The sequence below is a fragment of the Spirillospora sp. NPDC047418 genome, from assembly GCF_040643275.1.
Classification (GTDB): Bacteria; Actinomycetota; Actinomycetes; order Streptosporangiales; family Streptosporangiaceae; genus Spirillospora.
In genome coordinates, this window is record NZ_JBEYTW010000015.1 from 113750 (window position 1) to 130073 (window position 16324).

At 73.1% G+C, this 16324-nt stretch carries 15 protein-coding genes and 1 tRNA gene; 4 read left to right on the top strand and 12 right to left on the bottom strand.

The window, feature by feature from the left end; genetic code table 11:
- Positions 1-164: 164 nt before the first annotated feature.
- The 3 genes from ABZ806_RS12710 to ABZ806_RS12720 form a co-directional block, all read right to left on the bottom strand.
- Complete coding sequence (locus ABZ806_RS12710; RefSeq protein WP_500217030.1) at positions 165-1028, bottom strand: hypothetical protein; 864 nt, start codon at positions 1026-1028, stop codon at positions 165-167.
- Between the two features lie 206 nt (positions 1029-1234).
- Complete coding sequence (locus ABZ806_RS12715; RefSeq protein WP_500217031.1) at positions 1235-3007, bottom strand: hydantoinase B/oxoprolinase family protein; 1773 nt, start codon at positions 3005-3007, stop codon at positions 1235-1237.
- Positions 3004-5094, bottom strand: coding sequence for a hydantoinase/oxoprolinase family protein (locus tag ABZ806_RS12720; RefSeq protein WP_500217033.1), 2091 nt, complete (start codon positions 5092-5094; stop codon positions 3004-3006). Before ABZ806_RS12720 ends, ABZ806_RS12715 begins: the two co-directional genes overlap by 4 nt.
- Positions 5095-5218: 124 nt before the next feature.
- Here ABZ806_RS12720 and ABZ806_RS12725 point away from each other — a divergent pair, with 124 nt between their 5' ends.
- Positions 5219-5788 (top strand): TetR/AcrR family transcriptional regulator, encoded by a 570-nt coding sequence (locus tag ABZ806_RS12725; RefSeq protein ID WP_500217035.1) that lies wholly within the window; start codon positions 5219-5221, stop codon positions 5786-5788.
- Positions 5785-6372 (top strand): TetR/AcrR family transcriptional regulator, encoded by a 588-nt coding sequence (locus ABZ806_RS12730; RefSeq protein ID WP_500217037.1) that lies wholly within the window; start codon positions 5785-5787, stop codon positions 6370-6372. The genes ABZ806_RS12725 and ABZ806_RS12730 overlap by 4 nt, the downstream gene beginning before the upstream one ends.
- Before the next feature lie 31 nt (positions 6373-6403).
- On the opposite strand, the gene ABZ806_RS12735 is transcribed toward ABZ806_RS12730, so the two are convergent.
- From ABZ806_RS12735 to ABZ806_RS12760, 6 genes are all read right to left on the bottom strand, one after another.
- On the bottom strand, positions 6404-8008 hold the full coding sequence (locus ABZ806_RS12735; RefSeq protein ID WP_500217076.1) for a class I adenylate-forming enzyme family protein: 1605 nt from the start codon (positions 8006-8008) through the stop codon (positions 6404-6406).
- Positions 8009-8127: 119 nt separating this feature from the next.
- Positions 8128-8844: a 50S ribosomal protein L1 gene (gene rplA / locus ABZ806_RS12740; protein WP_500217039.1), complete on the bottom strand. Its 717-nt coding sequence runs from the start codon at positions 8842-8844 to the stop codon at positions 8128-8130.
- A 60-nt stretch (positions 8845-8904) separates the two neighbouring features.
- Complete coding sequence (gene rplK, locus ABZ806_RS12745; RefSeq protein ID WP_500217040.1) at positions 8905-9333, bottom strand: 50S ribosomal protein L11; 429 nt, start codon at positions 9331-9333, stop codon at positions 8905-8907.
- Between the two features lie 124 nt (positions 9334-9457).
- Positions 9458-10198, bottom strand: coding sequence for a transcription termination/antitermination protein NusG (gene nusG, locus ABZ806_RS12750; RefSeq protein WP_500217078.1), 741 nt, complete (start codon positions 10196-10198; stop codon positions 9458-9460).
- Between the two features lie 240 nt (positions 10199-10438).
- Complete coding sequence (secE, locus tag ABZ806_RS12755) at positions 10439-10699, bottom strand: preprotein translocase subunit SecE (RefSeq protein WP_500217042.1); 261 nt, start codon at positions 10697-10699, stop codon at positions 10439-10441.
- Between the two features lie 116 nt (positions 10700-10815).
- Positions 10816-10888: transfer RNA gene (locus ABZ806_RS12760), tRNA-Trp, on the bottom strand.
- 320 nt (positions 10889-11208) lie between these two features.
- On the opposite strand from ABZ806_RS12760, the gene ABZ806_RS12765 reads away from it, so the two are divergent.
- Positions 11209-12420, top strand: a complete 1212-nt coding sequence (locus ABZ806_RS12765) for a pyridoxal phosphate-dependent aminotransferase (RefSeq protein ID WP_500217044.1) — start codon at positions 11209-11211, stop codon at positions 12418-12420.
- A gap of 172 nt (positions 12421-12592) precedes the next feature.
- Here ABZ806_RS12765 and ABZ806_RS12770 read toward each other — a convergent pair whose 3' ends face one another.
- From ABZ806_RS12770 to ABZ806_RS12780, 3 genes are all read right to left on the bottom strand, one after another.
- The gene (locus ABZ806_RS12770; protein WP_500217045.1) at positions 12593-13345 is read right to left on the bottom strand and encodes a hypothetical protein; all 753 of its coding nucleotides are present in this window, start codon (positions 13343-13345) and stop codon (positions 12593-12595) included.
- Between the two features lie 3 nt (positions 13346-13348).
- The gene (locus ABZ806_RS12775; protein WP_500217047.1) at positions 13349-13858 is read right to left on the bottom strand and encodes a SigE family RNA polymerase sigma factor; all 510 of its coding nucleotides are present in this window, start codon (positions 13856-13858) and stop codon (positions 13349-13351) included.
- Positions 13859-13964: 106 nt separating this feature from the next.
- Entirely contained in the window at positions 13965-14933 is a 969-nt protein-coding gene (locus tag ABZ806_RS12780) for a hypothetical protein (protein ID WP_500217048.1), read from the bottom strand.
- Positions 14934-15156: 223 nt separating this feature from the next.
- Here ABZ806_RS12780 and ABZ806_RS12785 point away from each other — a divergent pair, with 223 nt between their 5' ends.
- A complete protein-coding gene (locus ABZ806_RS12785; RefSeq protein WP_500217050.1) occupies positions 15157-16269 on the top strand; it encodes an adenosine deaminase in 1113 nt (370 codons plus the stop codon).
- Positions 16270-16324 lie beyond the last annotated feature (55 nt).

Sequence of the window (16324 nt, forward strand, 5' to 3'; positions counted from 1 at the left end):
AGGTTCGAGCCTCCCTTGTCGCCCTTGTGATGTTCCCAGTGTTCCGGGATATCAACTTGGCGGGCATCCCCCGGTGGTACGAATGGGTGCCTCGACGGTACGACCAACGGCGTAGCCCCCGCACCGCCGGACGCCGTGACCGGCGAGGGGGCCGGCAGGGCGCGTCAGCGGTAGGAAGCGAAGGACATCGTCCCGTTGAGGGTGGCGCCGGGCGCCTGCGCGTTCAGCTGGATCGCCGTCGGGCGGCCCTTGCTGTCGGCCCACAGGTCGAGGCCGCAGCCGGTGGAGTCGGGGATCGAGGCGCGGAACCGGGTCGCGGTGTCCTGCGGCAGCAGCGCGTACACGCTGCTCATCAGCCCCTGCGCCGTGAAGCGGGTCTTGCCGGACGCGTCCGGCCCGCTCGCGGTCATGCCGGGCAGCGTCCCGATCATGAAGGTGAACTGCCGGGGGTCGGAGTCGTTCTGCAGCGCGCCAAGCTGCGCCGCGCTGAGCGTGGACTGCGTCCACTTCGCGCCGTCGTAGCCCTTGAGGACGTTCCCGCTCACGATCACCTTCTGGGTGATCTTGCTCAGCTCGCCGGCCTCGCTCGTCTGCGTGACGCCGGTGGCGCTCATCGCGAACTTCGGCCACAGCGTGAACGTGGCCGTCTCGACGGCGTGCTGGTAGTCGCCGTTCGCGCCGAGCGTCACCTTCATCTCCGTCTTGCGGACGAAGGAGTGCAGGCTCGGGCCCGGCTGGGGAGGCGCCGTGGGCAGTCCGTGCGCGGCGCCGTTACCGGGGGCGGGGGCGCCCGGCCCGGGGGTGGCGCCACCGGGCGCGCCCGGTGCGGCGGACGGCGCGACCGTGCCAGCCGCGGCGCCGTTGGAGCCGGTCCGGTCCTGCTGGGCCATGGCGGCGGCCGGGGGCATCGAGCCGGCCTCCTTCGCGGAGTCCCCGCCGACCTTGACCACCATCAGGATCGCGGTGGGCACGACGGCCACGGCGGTCACGGCGGCGATGGCGATGGCCCGGTCGGTTCGACGCTTCACAGGGACAATTCAACACCAAGTTCCCCGTAGGTAACAAAACAACCCAGGAATCAATTGTCCGCTTCCGGACCACGATCTGTGTATCCGTCGCGTCCCGTGGTAACGCCCGCGCGGAGCGCGCAGGGGCGCCCCCGGCCGTGCCGGGGACGCCCCTGCCGGGTGCCGTCCCGCCTCACCGGGCGATCCGCCTCAGCGGGCGATCCGTTTCAGCGGGCGGCCCGCCGCGCGCGCGTCGCGTCCTCGTCGACGGCGAGGGTCCCGTCCTCGGCGGCACCGGTGAAGACGACGCCGTAGACCCCCTCGGCCGCCTCGCGGGAGACGTATCCCTCCAGGTGGTCGTGCAGCACCCGTGCCGGCTCGCGCTCGGTGGGCGGGCCGTAGCCGCCGCCCCCGCCGTGCTCCCCGTACAGCCGCTCGCCCGGCCGCAGCTCGATCTGCGCCATCGGCTCGGTGCGGGTCCGCGTCCCGTCCGCGCCGATCAGGTAGGCCGCGCCGAGGCTGCCGTCCCCGCCGCCGCGGGCGCCGCGCGCCGGACGCTCGTGGCCGTCGATGTTGAACGCCGCCGTCATCGGCGCCTCCCGGGGGCCGAACTCCACCGTCGTGGACACCGCCCCGCGCCGCCGTCCCGCACCGCCGCTGTCGACCGCGATGCGCAGGTGGCGGAACAGCACCGGGTACTTCAACTCGTTGAGCTCGATGCTGTCGCGGTACACCAGGCCGGCGCCGCACGGCGCGTTGTAGGTCACCCAGCCGTCGGTGCGCGGCGTGGCGGGCCCGCCGTTGGTGCCCACGATGAGCTGGTTGATGTAGCCGCCGCCGGTGCGCGGATCCTGCCCGGCCACCACCGAGAACCCGGCGCCGGTGACCGCGCCGCCCTGGGCCAGGCCGTAGCCGTCGCCGAGCTCGGAGAACGCGTGCTGGGTGATGTTGATGATCCGGTCGGCGAGGTTGGTGGTGGCCATCGAGCAGCACGTCGGATGCAGCGGGATCCCCACCACGCAGTTCTCCCGCAACCGCACGGTGATGCGGCGGAACGTCCCCGAGTTGACCGGGACGCCGGACCCCACCACGTTCAGGACGCCGGTGATGGCGTTGTTGATCGCGCACGCCTCCGACTGGTTGATGCCGGCGGGCACGCAGTCGATGTTGTCGCGCAGGTCGACCTCCACCGTCCCGGCCTCCGGGTCGACCGCCACCTTGACCTTCACGGGGACGCCCTCGGTGAGCGGCCCGAACGGGTCGTGCGCCCCCTCGCCCTCCACCGCCGCCGCGGGCAGCTTCGCGATCGCCGCGCGCATCCGCCGCTCGGAGTAGTCGAGCCACTCGCCGACGAACTCCCGCAGCGTGTCCACGCCGTACCGCTCGGCGGCCTGCTTCAGCCGCCGCTCGGCGATCCGGGCGGCGCCCAGCATCGCCAGGTAGTCGCCGTACCACTGGTCGGGGACGCGGATCCGGCGCCGGCACATCCGGATGACGTCGTCGATGTCGGTGTAGTCGTGCTGGACCTGGGTCATCGAGAAGCACAGCGCGCCCTCCTCGTAGATGTCCTTCGCCAGCGGGTGGTACGTCGAGGGGATGCTGTTGCCGGTGTCGGCCTGGTGCGCCTTGGCGGCGGCCGTGAACACGTGCTCCCCGCCGATGAACACCGGGACCAGGATGGTGTGGTCCGCGTGGTGGGTGTTGCCGATGTACGGGTCGTTGTCCAGGTAGGCGTCGCCCTCGGCGAAGCCGGGATGCATCCTGCGCATCGCGGCCGTCTGCAGGTGCGTGCCGAAGACGTGCACGGGCAGCGCCTCCGCGCTGGACAGCAGCTCGTCGTCGGCGGTGACGATGGCGCACGAGAAGTCCCGGGCCACCGACATCACCGTGGACCGTCCGGTGCGCAGCAGCGTGTTGGTCATCTCGCGGACGATCGCGTCGAATCGGTTGGCCAGCACCGCCAGCAGCGCCGGGTCCATGGTGTTCGTGGCTCCGCTCATCGGGTGCTCTCCATCAGGTAGTTGCCGTCCCCGGTCACCGTCACCGTCCACTCCGGCTGGACGACCAGGGTGCTCGTCCGGTCCGCGATGATCGCCGGGCCGGTCAGCACGGTGCCGCCGGGCAGGTCGGAGCCGGTGTGGATCGGGGTGGTCACCAGCCCGTGCCCCGGGAAGTACGCCTGCGCGCTCTCGGCCGCGGTCTCCCCAGCGGTCTCCCCCGAGCCGGCGGGGGCGGCCATGCGGGGGCGGCGGTCGTCGCCGACCGGCGCGGTCAGCCGCAGCCGCCAGGTCAGCGTCTCGACGGTCTGCCCCGGCTCCGCCACCGCGAAGATCCGCTCGTGCTCGGCGTCGAACGCCGCCGACAGCGCCTTCACGTCCTGCGGCCCGTCGAACCGGGCGGACGGGACGGGCAGCTCGATGTCCCACACCTGGAACGCGTAGCGGGCATCGACGAACAGGTCGCGGCGGGTGTCGCGGATCCCGCGCCCGGCGAGCCGCGCCGCGAACGCGTCGGCGCGGGCGTTCAGCTCGTCCAGGACGGCGTTCACCCCGTCGTGGTCGAACGCCGCGGTGGTCGTCGGGCGGCTTCCGGTGAACTCGGCGACGATGTCGGAGTACTGGCCGCCGACCGCCGACAGGGCGCCCGCCGTGCGCGGGACCAGCACGCGGCCGCAGCCCAGCTCGGCCACGATCCGCCCGATGGTGAGCCCGGCCGCGCCGCCGCCGGCGACGAACACGCTCTCCCTCGGGTCGAGGCCCTCGTTCACCGTGATGTCCCCGATCGCGCCGACCATCACCTCGGACGCGACCGCCAGCACCGCGTCCGCGGCCCGGTGCGGGTCCAGCCCGAGCCGCTCGCCCAGCTCGCCGACGACCTTCCAGGCGGCGTCCGCGTCCAGCGTCATCCGGCCGCCGAGGAAGTGCGCGGGGCTGAGGTAGCCGAGCACGACGGCGGCGTCGGTGACCGTGGGGCGGGTACCGCCCCGCCCGTAGCAGGCCGGGCCGGGCCGCGCGCCCGCCGACTGCGGGCCGACGCGCAGCAGCCCGCCGTCGTCGACCCAGGCGATCGAGCCGCCGCCCGCGCCGACGCTGCGCACGTCCACCGACGACGTCGCCACCAGGTGGCCGAGGAACCGCTCCCCCAGCCACGTCTCGCGGGTGAAGTTGATCGCGCCGTCGCGGACGAGGCTGACGTCGAAGCTGGTGCCGCCCATGTCGCACACGACCACGTCGCCGGCCGACAGCTCGGCCTCGGCGTAGGTCCGCCCGGCGACCGGTGCCAGCGCGGGCCCGGACTTCACCGAGAAGATCGGCCGTTCGGCCAGGTCGGGGATGTGCATGATGCCGCCGTAGGACGTCGCGGCCACCAGCTCGCCGGTGAACCCGGCCGCGGCGAGGTCGTCGGCGACGGCCGAGAGATGCGCGCCCATCAGCGGCTTCAGCGACGCGTCCAGCGCGGTGGCCGACGCCCGCCGGTACTCCCGCACGACCGGGTTCAGCCGGTGCGACAGCGTGACCGCGACGTCCGGCAGCTCCGCGGCGAGGATCTCGCCGACCCGCAGCTCGTGCGCCGCGTTCGCCACCGACCACAGCAGGCAGACCGCCACCGCCTCGACGCCCAGTCCGGCCAGGCGCCGGGCGATCCGGCGGACCGCCGCCTCGTCCAGCGGGGTCACGACGCCGCCCTCGGCGTCGATCCGGCCGGGCACCTCGAACGTCAGCCGGCGCGGCACGTACGGCTCGGGGTAGGGGACGTCGAGGTCGAAGGGGTTGGACTTGCCGCCCTCCCGCAGGACCAGCACGTCCGGGAAGCCCTCGGTGGTCAGCAGCGCGGTCTTCGCGGTCGTCCGCTCCAGGACGGCGTTGGTGGCGCGGGTCGTGCTGTAGACGAACAGGTCGGTGCCGGCCAGCACGTCCGGTGCGGCGACGCCGAGGGAGGCCGCGGCGTTCTCCAACGCGTCCCGGACTCCGGTGAACGCTCGCTCAGGGGTGGTCGGAGCCTTGCCGATGAGCAGCTCGCCATCGGCGCCCACCACGACGACGTCGGTGAACGTCCCGCCGACGTCCACGGTGATTCGGTAACCCATCCACTCTCCCGAGGGCCTGGATTGAATAATGGTTCAGGCGGTGAATCTATATTCGGCCAGCTCGTCCGGTCAATCCCCCGTCCGACAGGTTTGCCTGGGTCGACGGCTGCTATCGTCCTGAACCATGATTCAGACCGGCACCCGGCGGGCGCTGATCGACGCCGCCCGGGAGGTGTTCGTCTCCAAGGGCTACACGGCGGGACGCGTCGCCGACGTCACCGCGGCGGCGGGCGTGTCCGTCGGCACCTTCTACACGCACTTCGGCGGCAAGCGGGAGTTGCTCGACGCCCTGCTCGCCGAGCTGGCGTCGGAGATGTTCGAGGCCCCGGACGGCGACCGCCCCGTCGAGGAGCGCCTGCGCCTGCTGAACCGGAACTACCTCGGCGCCTTCGCGCACGACGCCGCGCTCTGGTACGCGGTCGAGCGCGCGGCCCTCACCAGCGACGAGGTCGCCGGCCTCCTCGCCGCCCACCGGGAGCGGCAGGTCGCCCGCGTCGCCGGGCTCATCCGGGACTGGGCGGGACGCGGCCTGCTCGCGCCGCCCGCCGACCCCGGGTTCACCGCGTTCGCGCTGATCGCGATGACCGAGGAACTGTCCTACATCTGGTTCGTGTACGAGTCCGCACCCGACCTCGACGACGCGGCGCGGCACCTGGCCGTCCTGTGGTCCCGGCTGCTGGGGCCGGTCCGATGACCCGGCAGGCGAGGCGCACCCGCGGCGCGCTGCTGCGCGCCGGGCGGAAGGTGTTCGAGGACAAGGGCTACTACGGCGCCCGCGTCGCCGACGTCGCGGCGGAGGCCGGGATGGCCGTCGGCAGCTTCTACACCTACTTCGACTCCAAGGAGGCCCTCTTCCGGGAGGTGCTGATCGAGGTGGAGGACGAGGTGTACGGCGAACTGGCCCCGGCCGGCCCGCAGCCGGAGGACCCGCGCTCGCGCATCCATCAGACCAACCTGCTGTACTTCACCGCGTTCCGGCGCAACGTCGGCTTCTGGCGCGCCGTCGAGGAGTCGGCGCTCACCAACCCCGACGCCCGCCGGGTGCTCGCCGAGCGGCGCCGCTACTACCGGGGCCGGACCCGCCGGGCGCTGGCCCGGTGGCAGGACCGCGGCCTGATCGGCGACGACCTCGATCTCGACTTCGCCGCCGCCGCGCTGGGCGCGATGACCGAGCGCTGCGCCTACCTGTGGTTCATCTTCGGCGACCCCGTCGACCCGGAGGAGGCCGCCACCAAGATCACCGACCTGTGGCTCACCACCCTCGGCGTCACCGCGTAGCCGCACCTCGCCGGGGTGCCCGGCGCGGGCCTCATCCGGCGGCGGACGAGGGCGGCACCCCGCGGGTCAGCGCGTCGCGGAGGGCGGATTTGCGAATCTTGCCGGTGCCGGTGCGGGGCAGCGCGTCGGCGTACTCGATACGGCGGGGCGTCTTGAAGCCCGCGAGGCGGGCGCGGCAGGCGGCGATCAGGTCCTCCTCGCCCGGCCGGGCACCGGCGGGGACGATCACCGCGCAGACCGTCTGGCCCCAGCGCGGGTCCGGCAGCCCGACCACCGCGACCTGCGCGACGCCCGGGACCGTGCGCAGGACGTCCTCGACCTCCAGCGAGGAGACGTTCTCCCCGCCGGTGATGATCACGTCCTTGATGCGGTCGACCAGGTACAGGTAGCCGCCGGCGTCGACGCGGCCGGCGTCGCCGGTGCGGAACCAGCCGCCGGTGAACGCCTCGGCCGTCGCCGCCGGGTCGTCCCAGTAGCCGGGCGTCACCTGCGGGCCCCGGACGGCGACCTCGCCGAGCCCGCCCGGCGGGAGCCGCGTGCCGTGCTCGTCGAGGATCGCGATCTCGGCGCCCGGCGCGGGACGTCCCGCCGACCCGGCCAGCTCCGGCCTCGTCGTGATCGCGGCGCGGTGGTCGTCCGGCGACAGGAAGACCGCGTTGCCGGACAGCTCCGTCATCCCGTAGCCCTGGTTGAAGTCGCAGCCGAGCACGTCGCCGGCGCGGCGCAGCAGCGGGACCGGCATCGGCGCCGACCCGTAGGCGATCACGCGGATGCCGCCGCGCAGGACCTCCAGGGCCGCCGGGTCGTCCGCCGCGTGCGCGAGCAGGTCCTCCAGCATCGTCGGGGCCAGCGACAGGTTCGTGATGCCGTGCCGGCGGGTCGCGTCCACGAGCGCGGATGGGGTGAACCGGCGCAGGACGACGGCGTGGCGGCCGAACAGGTGGTGCAGGACGACCTGGTATCCGGCGACATGGCACAGCGGGAACGGCGTGCAGAAGACGTCGCCGGGACGCACAGGCCGGCCGGACGCCGTCGCGGCGATGCCCGCGAGCAGGCTCCGGTGCGTGAGGCGCACCCCCTTGGGACGGCCGGTCGTACCGCTGGTGAACATCAGCCACGCCACATCGTCCGGGCCACCGCCGGACTCGGCGACGGGGGCGGGCGCCGGGCCGGGAGTGGCGCCGGACTCGGCGGTGGGGTCGGGGGCCGGGGCGTGCCAGGGCAGGTCGGCGATGTCGGCCAGCGGCGGGTGGTCGGGCGGCAGGTCGCCTTCGGTGGCGAGGCGGTCGAGCAGGTCGGGCTCGCCGAGGACGAGTCCGGCGCCGCTGCGGGCGATCTGGTCCGCCCATTCGCGCGGATGCAGCCGCTGGTTGAGCGGCACGAGGATGCGGCCGCCGCGCGGAACCCCGTAGTAGGCGGCCACGTACTCCGGCCGGTTGTGCGCCAGCAGTGCCACCCGCGCGCCGGGCGCGCAGTGCGCGGAGAGGTAGGCGCCCAGTGCGTCCGCGCGGGCGCGGAGCTCCCGGAACGTCCAGGTGGTGCCGTCCACCGACAGCGCCGGGGCGTCGGGCGCGTCCGCCGCCGCGGCGTCGAGCACGTCGTAGAGCCGGCGCCGCGAACCGTCCATCACACTCATCGCCACCTCGGTGAATGTACCGACCGCGGCGCGGTCCGGGTCCGGCTGTACCGCTGGGTGGACGCGGGACGGCGAAAGGGCGCCCCCGCCGCTGCGGGGACGCCCTTCCGGTAGAGCGATCAGGCGGTCTCGAACTCCGCCGCCAGGTTGCGGACCGCGTTCGGGTCCACCGGGATGCTCGGGCCCATCGACGTCGCCAGCGACGCCTTCTTCACGTACCGGCCCTTCGCGGCGGACGGCTTGAGCCGCTGGATCTCATCGACCGCGGCCGCGTAGTTCTCCACCAGCTGGCGCTCGTCGAACGACGCCTTGCCGATGATGAAGTGCAGGTTCGCGTGCCGGTCGACCCGGAACTCGATCTTGCCGCCCTTGATGTCGGTCACGGCCTTGGCCACGTCCATGGTGACGGTGCCGGTCTTCGGGTTCGGCATCAGGCCGCGCGGGCCGAGGACGCGGCCGAGCCGGCCGACCTTGCCCATCTGGTCCGGCGTGGCGACGACCGCGTCGAAGTCCAGGAAGCCGCCCTGGATCCGCTCGATCAGGTCGTCCGAGCCGACGATGTCGGCGCCCGCGGACTCCGCCTCCTGCGCCTTGGCGCCGACGGCGAAGACCAGCACGCGGGCGGTCTTACCGGTGCCGTGCGGCAGGTTGACGGTGCCGCGCACCATCTGGTCGGCCTTGCGCGGGTCGACGCCCAGCCGCAGCGCGACCTCGACGGTCGCGTCGAACTTGGTGACCGCGGTCTCCTTGGCCAGCTTCACGGCCTCGACCGGGCTGTACAGCCGGTCCCGGTCGATCTTCTCCGCTGCCGCGCGGTAGCCCTTGCTGCGCTTCATGATCGTTCCTCCCATGGAACTCGTGGTACGGGCCAGCGCCGGCCCTGCCACAGACGGGTGCTACTTGACGTCGATGCCCATCGACCGGGCGGTGCCGGCGACGATCTTCTCGGCGGCGTCCAGGTCCTTGGCGTTCAGGTCGGGCATCTTGGTGGTGGCGATCTCGCGGACCTGGTCGCGGGTCACCGAGCCGACCTTGGTCTTGTGCGGCTCGCCGCTGCCCTTCTCCACGCCCGCGGCCTTCAGGATGAGCTGCGCGGCCGGCGGCGTCTTCGTGACGAAGCTGAACGACCGGTCCTCGTAGATGGTGATCTCTACGGGGATGACGTTGCCGCGCTGGGACTCCGTGGCAGCGTTGTACTGCTTGCAGAAGTCCATGATGTTGACGCCGTGCGGGCCGAGCGCCGTACCGACCGGCGGCGCCGGCGTGGCCTGCCCCGCCTGGAGCTGGACCTTGACGAGCGCCGCGATCTTCTTCTTCGGAGGCATGTGAAACCCCTATGTCCCATTTAATGGTGGTTCCGACTCCCGGTCGTCCGGGCAACACGGCGGCTGGGACGCATCCACCGTGTAGGAACCGCTTGGACCGCCGTCCCGCGAGCGCGGGACGCGGTCAGATCTTGGAGACCTGGTTGAAGCTCAGCTCGACCGGGGTCTCGCGGCCGAAGATCGACACGAGCACCTTCAGCTTCTGCTGCTCGGCGTTGATCTCGTTGACCGTGGCGGGGAGGGTGGCGAACGGGCCGTCCATGACGGTGACGGACTCGCCGACCTCGAAGTCGACGGCGGCCGGGACCCTCGCCTCGGACTTGGCGGCCTTGACGGCGCCCTCCTCCGGCTCGGGGGCCAGCAGGTTGGCGACCTCGTCGAGGCTCAGCGGGGACGGCTTGTTCAGCAGGCCGACGAAGCCGGTGACGCCCGGGGTGTTGCGGACCGCGGCCCACGACTCGTCGGTCAGCTCCATCCGGACGAGGATGTAGCCCGGCAGGACCTTCTCGTTGACCTTCTGCCGCTTGCCCTGCTTGATCTCCATGACCTCGTGCTGCGGGACCTCGATCTGGAAGATGAAGTCCTCCATGTTGAGGGTCTGCGTGCGGGTCTCGATGTTGGTCTTGACCCGGTTCTCGTAGCCCGCGTAGGAGTGCACGACGTACCAGTCGCCCGGCTGGAGGCGGAGCTGCATCTTGAAGTCGGCGTAGGGGTCGGCCGGCGGCTCGGGCGCGGCCTCCTCCTCGTCGTCGTCATCGCCCTCGGCCGCCTCGGCGTCCTCGGCGGCGGCGTCCTCGCCCTCGACGGCCTCGGCCAGGTCCGCGGCGTCCTCGGCGGGGTCGGGCGCGGGGCCCTCGCCCTCCAGCTTCGTGTCCGCGGGCTCGGCGTCGCCGACGGAGACGACCGCCTCGGCCGCCTCGTCGGCGGGCTCGGCCGCCAGGTCTGCCGCAGCAGCCGCAGCGGACTGGGCCTCTTCAACGGCCTCGTCGTAGGGCTGTGAGGACTCGGACACGGTGACTCTTTCTCTCGGTCTGCGGTGGGAATTACCAGGTTACTGCGGGTGCCCGGACGTCCGGGGACCCCGCGGCGTCAGCCGGCGACGGCGTCAGCCGAAGATGGCGTAGACGCCCTTCTGCAGCCCGTAGTCGAAGCCGGAGACGATCGCGACCATGACCAGCACGAACGCCAGCGCCGCGGTCGTATAGGTGATCAGTTCCCGCCGCGTGGGCCAGATGACCTTGCGCAGTTCGGCGATGACCTGGCGCACGAACAGCGCGGGCGAGGTCCGCCTGGACGGGGACTTCTTGCCGCCCTTGCCCTTGCCCTCGTCCGTGGCCTCGGGCTCGTCGCGAGTCTCAGTCGCCATTTGCCGCCGTTCACCTCATAGGTCGTGATCCAACCACCCTGTGGTTGCCGCACGGTCCGGGCCCTGCCACGGCGCCGCCGTGACGCGACCGGCACGGGTGCGCGCACCGCACCTCGCAGGGCAGGAGGGACTCGAACCCCCAACCGCCGGTTTTGGAGACCGGAGCTCTACCAATTGAGCCACTGCCCTTCATTCTCCGGCTAAGGAGAACACCCGACCATGGGATCGGGATGGTGCCGCGCCCCAGCTTACGACCTACTGGCGGTGCCCGGGTCCGGACAGCCTCGTATACCGGTGACGCGTCACTTGGAGGGTGAGTCTACGTGCCGGAGGCCCCCGCGTCGAACCGATACCCACGGTTCGTTGCACGGGCGGCGGCACGCCCCGTCCGACCTGCCCGTCCGGTCGGCCGCCGGCCGGCCCCGCCGGGCGCCGCCGCGCGGACGGGCTCCGGCCGGCGTCCGGATATATGGCCCGGGTCACGGAAGGCGATCTGTAACGATGGGGGTATGAGCATCGACCGTCCTCGCATCTCCAAGCGCATCGCCGCGATATCCGAATCCGCCACGCTGGCCGTCGACGCCAAGGCCAAGGCGCTGAAGGCGGCGGGCCGCCCGGTCATCGGGTTCGGCGCGGGCGAGCCCGACTTCCCCACTCCGGACTACATCGTCGACGCGGCGGTCGCCGCCTGCCGGGTGCCCCGCTTCCACAAGTACACGCCGGCGGGCGGGCTGCCCGAGCTGCGCGCCGCCATCGCCGAGAAGACCGAGCGCGACTCCGGCTACAAGGTCGAGGCGAACCAGGTCCTGGTGACCAACGGCGGCAAGCAGGCGGTGTACGAGGGGTTCGCGGCGCTGCTCGACCCGGGCGACGAGGTGCTCGTCCCGACCCCGTACTGGACGACCTACCCCGAGTCGATCAAGCTGGCGGGCGGCGTGGCCGTGGACGTCGTCGCCGACGAGACCACCGGTTACAAGGTGAGTGTCGAGCAGCTGGAGGCGGCCCGCACCGACCGGACGAAGGTGCTGCTGTTCGTGTCGCCGTCCAACCCCACCGGTGCCGTGTACACGCGCGACGAGGTCGAGGCCATCGGACGCTGGGCCGACGAGCACGGCCTCTGGGTCGTCACCGACGAGATCTACGAGCACCTCGTGTACGGGGACGCCGAGTTCCACTCGATGCCCGTCGTGGTGCCGGAGCTGGCCGACCGGACGCTCGTCCTGAACGGCGTCGCCAAGACGTACGCGATGACGGGCTGGCGGGTGGGCTGGCTGATCGGCCCGGCGGACGTGGTCAAGGCCGCGCAGAACCTCCAGTCGCACGCGACGTCGAACGTGGCGAACGTGTCGCAGGCCGCCGCGCTCGCCGCGGTGACCGGCGACCTGTCGGCGGTGGCGGAGATGCGCCGGGCGTTCGACCGGCGCCGCCAGACGATCGTGCGGATGCTGAACGAGATCCCCGGCATCGTGTGCCCCGAGCCGGAGGGCGCGTTCTACGCCTACCCGTCGGTGAAGGCGCTGCTGGGCAAGGAGCTGCGCGGCAAGCGCCCGCAGACGTCGGTCGAGCTGGCGTCGCTGATCCTGGAGGAGGCCGAGGTCGCGCTGGTGCCCGGTGAGGCGTTCGGCACGCCCGGCTACTTCCGCCTCTCCTACGCGCTGGGCGACGACGACCTCGTCGAGGGCGTCTCGCGCGTCGCGAAGCTGCTCTCCGAAGCAACCTGACCCGCACACGACCGACCCGGACGCGAGTAGGGGAACCGGCCCCGGGCTGCACACAGCCCGGGGCCGGTTCTCCTGTGGACGGGGCATGCCCGGCCCCGTCCCGGAGCACCCGGACGGGAGGCCCCGCGGCGGCCCCTCTCCGCCGCGAACCGTCCCGCCCGGGCGGGGTCTGCTACGGGCGCACGCCCTCGGCGATGCGCATGAGCTGCTGCCTGGCCGAGCCGGCGGCGGTCACCGTGACGCCCACCCCGGGTCGCGCCAGCCACGAGATCTGGCGCGCCGAGTCGGGACGATCACCGGTCAGCGCGGGCATTCCGTGGACGGACGTGCGCCCGGGGACGCCCGGTGTCCGCAGCAGGTCCGCCGGGCCGGTGAGCTTGCCGCCCTTGATGAGAGCGATCTCCACCCAGCCGGTGTTCCCGCGCCAGGCGCACGTCGTGGTCTCGCGCCCGGCGTCGTGGGTCACGGCGCACGGCGCCGCGGCGGCCAGGCCGTCCGGGATGTAGGTGATCCATCGCGGCAACTTGCCGACCGCCTCGTCCACCCCCGGCCGGTGCGGCTGCGCCGCGCCGCCGGACGACGCGTGCGGCTCGGGTTTCGGTGAGGCTCCCGTTCCAGGCCCGCCCGCTGACGGCGGGGACACGGGCGGGCCCGGAGCGGAAGGTCGCTCCGGCGGCGGGGACGCCGTGACGGCGGCGCTGGGACGGGCCGTCTCGGAGTTCCCGGCCGGTGTGGCCCGGAACGACTGATAGGTGGGCACGAGGGCGAGCGCGGCGACGGAGGCGGCGGCCACGCCCGCGGCGGCGTGCATCCGCGCCTTCCGGCGCCGGTACCGCCGTTTGACGTCCGTGACGAGCGACGGCGACGCGGACGCCCCGGCCACCTGCTCGGCCATGGCCTTCCGCAGTTCACTCTCCAGATCCATCGCTCATCTCCCCAGTGGCGCCAGGTTCGTGTCGAGGCGCTCCCGGAGCCTGGCGAGCCCCCGGGACGCCTGGCTCTTGACCGTTCCGACCGAGCAGCCGAGCGCCTGCGCCGTCTCCGCCTCCGAGAGGTCCTCCCAGAAGCGCAGCACCAGCACCGCGCGCTGGCGCGGGCCGAGCTTGCGCAGCTCCTCCATGAGCGTCCCCCGCAGTTCGACGGCGTGGTTCGGCGAGGCGGCCGGCGTCTCCGGCAGCCGCGCCATGTTGATCTCCCGGAGCACCTTCCAGCGGCGGGCGCGGCTGATCACGAGGTTGACCAGGATCCGCCGGACGTAGGGCTCCGGATCGCTGTCCGCCTCCAGCCGCCCCCAGTGCCGGTAGGCCTTCTCCAGCGCGGTCTGCAGGATGTCCTCGGCGTCCTGCCGGGCCCCGCACATCAACGCCGCGGTGCGCAGCAGGGCATCGCCGCGCGCCGCCACGAACTCCACGAACGACTCGTCGTCTCGACGCCCCACTGTGCTCCGTCCCGGCCGATGGGGTTCCGGTTCCTTCTCGGGTCATCGGACGGGCGGCCCCCGCGCCGGGGCCGCCCGTCCGGGCCTTGTGCTACTGCGCCTTGTGCTACTGCGCCTTGTGCAGCGCGGCGGTCACGTCCTGCAGCCCGCCGGCGAGGACGGGGCTGCCGTTGACGAACATCGAGTAGCCGCTCGGGTCGAACAGCAGCACGCCGCCGCCGTTCGGGCTCTGCCAGCCGGCGACGCCGGCCACGGTGACCGGGGTGCCGCCCGCGGGCAGCTTCAGCGCCTGCCGGAGCTGATTCTGCGTCATACCGGCGGGCGTCTTCAGGGTTTCGACGGTGAGCCACTGGCCGGCCTTGCCGGTCCACTTCTGGGTGACCGCGCAGATCTGCTGCTTGCGCAGCTCGGCGGTGCCGGGGACGGACGAGACGTAGCGCAGGCCCTTCGGCAGCACGACGGCCTTCTCGACCGCGCCGCCGACCTGCACCGCGGGCCGCAGCTTGCCGCAGTCGAGCCTGGGAACGGCGGGCAGGCCCGGCTTGGCGGGGACGCGCGCGGGCGGCTCGGCGGCGCGGGCGTTGCCCGGCACCTCCTTGGCGGACGGCGCGCAGGTCGGCAGGTTCGCCGGGACCTTGCCCTTGAGGTCGGGAACCTGCGCGTCCGGGAGCTTGGCGTCGGGCAGCTTGGCGTCCGGGAGCTTGGCGTCGGGGAGCTTCGCGTCCGGGGCCGGGACGCCCGGCGCCCCCGCCTTGGGCAGCTCCGCCTCCGGCACGCCCGGCCGGGGCAGGTTCTTGGTGACGGGGTTGTCCTTGAGCCGCTGCTCGACCTGCTTCTTCGCGGCGGCGTCGGGGAGCTCGGCGCCCGGCAGGCCGGGCTTCGCCGGCAGGCACGTCGGGAGCGTCTTCGGCGCGGCGGCGTCCGAGGCCTGGCGGGCCGCGGCCGCAGGCTTGGCGGCGCTCGACTGGAGGCCGGCCTCGTGGTGGGTGCCGGTCATCGCCCACGTCGCGCCGCCGCCGACGGCGACGGTGCCGACTGCGGACGCGGCGATCAAGGCGGCCTTCAGCGTGATCATGGTGTGTCCCTCTCTACCGTGTTCTTCCGCGGGGGGTGGCCCGTTTCTCTCTGGCGCCCCTCGTATACGCACGGTGCCCGGGGAGGGTTGCACGCGGTTCCCAAGTTTTTTTTCCGAGATGCCCATGCACGGGATGGCCGCCGCGAGTCATGCGAGGTAGTCCGGTGTGGTGATACCGCGTGTACGGGGTTCGACCGGCCCGATGATCCGGCAACATTGGCTCATGGAGGCCCGTACCGTTTCAGCCCGTCCGGCCGGGAAGCAGCCGCCGCCGGACCGTCCCTCGCCGAACCAGGGAGAGCCCGGCGCCGCGCGCCGCGCCGCCCGCCCGGACGTGGCCCTGCTCCCGAAGGCCCACCTGCACCTGCACTTCACCGGGTCGATGCGGCACTCCACCCTGGTGGAGCTCGCCGGCCGGCGCGGCGTCCACCTGCCGGACGCGCTCGTCGAGGACTGGCCGCCGAAGCTGCACGCGACCGACGAGCGCGGCTGGTTCCGGTTCCAGCGCCTGTACGACATCGCGCGCTCGGTGCTGCAGACGCCGGACGACCTGCGCCGGCTGCTCCGCGAGACCGCCGAGGACGAGGCGGCGGAGGGTTCGGGCTGGCTGGAGATCCAGGTCGACCCGAGCGGCTACGCGGCGAAGTTCGGCGGGCTGACCCCGACCGTGGAGCTGGTGCTGGACGCGGCGCGGGAGGCGTCGCGGGCGTCCGGCGTCGGCATCGGCCTGGTGATCGCGGCGAACCGGACCCGGCATCCGCTGGACGCCAAGACGCTCGCGCGGCTGGCCGTCCGGTACGCGGGCCGGGGCGTGGTCGGGTTCGGGCTGTCCAACGACGAGCGGCGGGGGCGCGCCTACGACTTCGAGGGCGCGTTCCGGATCGCCAAGCGCGGCGGGCTCCTGTCGGACCCGCACGGCGGCGAACTGCTCGGCCCGGCGAGCGTCCGGGAGTGCCTGGACACCCTCGACGCCGACCGGATCGGGCACGGCGTCCGCGCCGTGGAGGACCCGCGGCTGCTGGGGGCGATCGTCGACCGGGGCGTGACGCTGGAGGTGTGCCCGGCGTCGAACGTGGGGCTCGGGGTGGCGGCGACGGCGGCGGACGTCCCGGTGCGGCGGCTGTTCGAGGCGGGCGCGTCGATCGCGCTCGGCGCCGACGACCCGCTGCTGTTCGGGTCGCGGCTGGCCCGCCAGTACGACCTGGTCCGCGCCGAGCACGGGTTCTCCGACGCGGAGCTGGCGGAACTGGCCCGGCAGTCGATCAGAGCGTCCGCTGCCCCCGACGACCTGCGAAAGCGCCTCCTGGCCGGAGTCGACGCCTGGCTGGCCGGCTGACCGCCGCACAGGCCGACCGCCGCGCGGGCCGACCGTGGCACGGGCCGGCCGCCGC

Excerpts from the sequence above, each read along its gene's own strand:
- ABZ806_RS12715 (WP_500217031.1), bottom strand. The coding sequence starts at position 3,007 with ATGAGCGGAGCCACGAACACCATGGACCCGGCGCTGCTGGCGGTGCTG.
- ABZ806_RS12720 (WP_500217033.1), bottom strand. The coding sequence starts at position 5,094 with ATGGGTTACCGAATCACCGTGGACGTCGGCGGGACGTTCACCGACGTC.
- ABZ806_RS12725 (WP_500217035.1), top strand. The coding sequence starts at position 5,219 with ATGATTCAGACCGGCACCCGGCGGGCGCTGATCGACGCCGCCCGGGAG.
- ABZ806_RS12730 (WP_500217037.1), top strand. The coding sequence starts at position 5,785 with ATGACCCGGCAGGCGAGGCGCACCCGCGGCGCGCTGCTGCGCGCCGGG.
- ABZ806_RS12735 (WP_500217076.1), bottom strand. The coding sequence starts at position 8,008 with ATGAGTGTGATGGACGGTTCGCGGCGCCGGCTCTACGACGTGCTCGAC.
- rplA (WP_500217039.1), bottom strand. The coding sequence starts at position 8,844 with ATGAAGCGCAGCAAGGGCTACCGCGCGGCAGCGGAGAAGATCGACCGG.
- rplK (WP_500217040.1), bottom strand. The coding sequence starts at position 9,333 with ATGCCTCCGAAGAAGAAGATCGCGGCGCTCGTCAAGGTCCAGCTCCAG.
- secE (WP_500217042.1), bottom strand. The coding sequence starts at position 10,699 with ATGGCGACTGAGACTCGCGACGAGCCCGAGGCCACGGACGAGGGCAAG.
- ABZ806_RS12765 (WP_500217044.1), top strand. The coding sequence starts at position 11,209 with ATGAGCATCGACCGTCCTCGCATCTCCAAGCGCATCGCCGCGATATCC.
- ABZ806_RS12770 (WP_500217045.1), bottom strand. The coding sequence starts at position 13,345 with ATGGATCTGGAGAGTGAACTGCGGAAGGCCATGGCCGAGCAGGTGGCC.
- ABZ806_RS12780 (WP_500217048.1), bottom strand. The coding sequence starts at position 14,933 with ATGATCACGCTGAAGGCCGCCTTGATCGCCGCGTCCGCAGTCGGCACC.
- ABZ806_RS12785 (WP_500217050.1), top strand. The coding sequence starts at position 15,157 with ATGGAGGCCCGTACCGTTTCAGCCCGTCCGGCCGGGAAGCAGCCGCCG.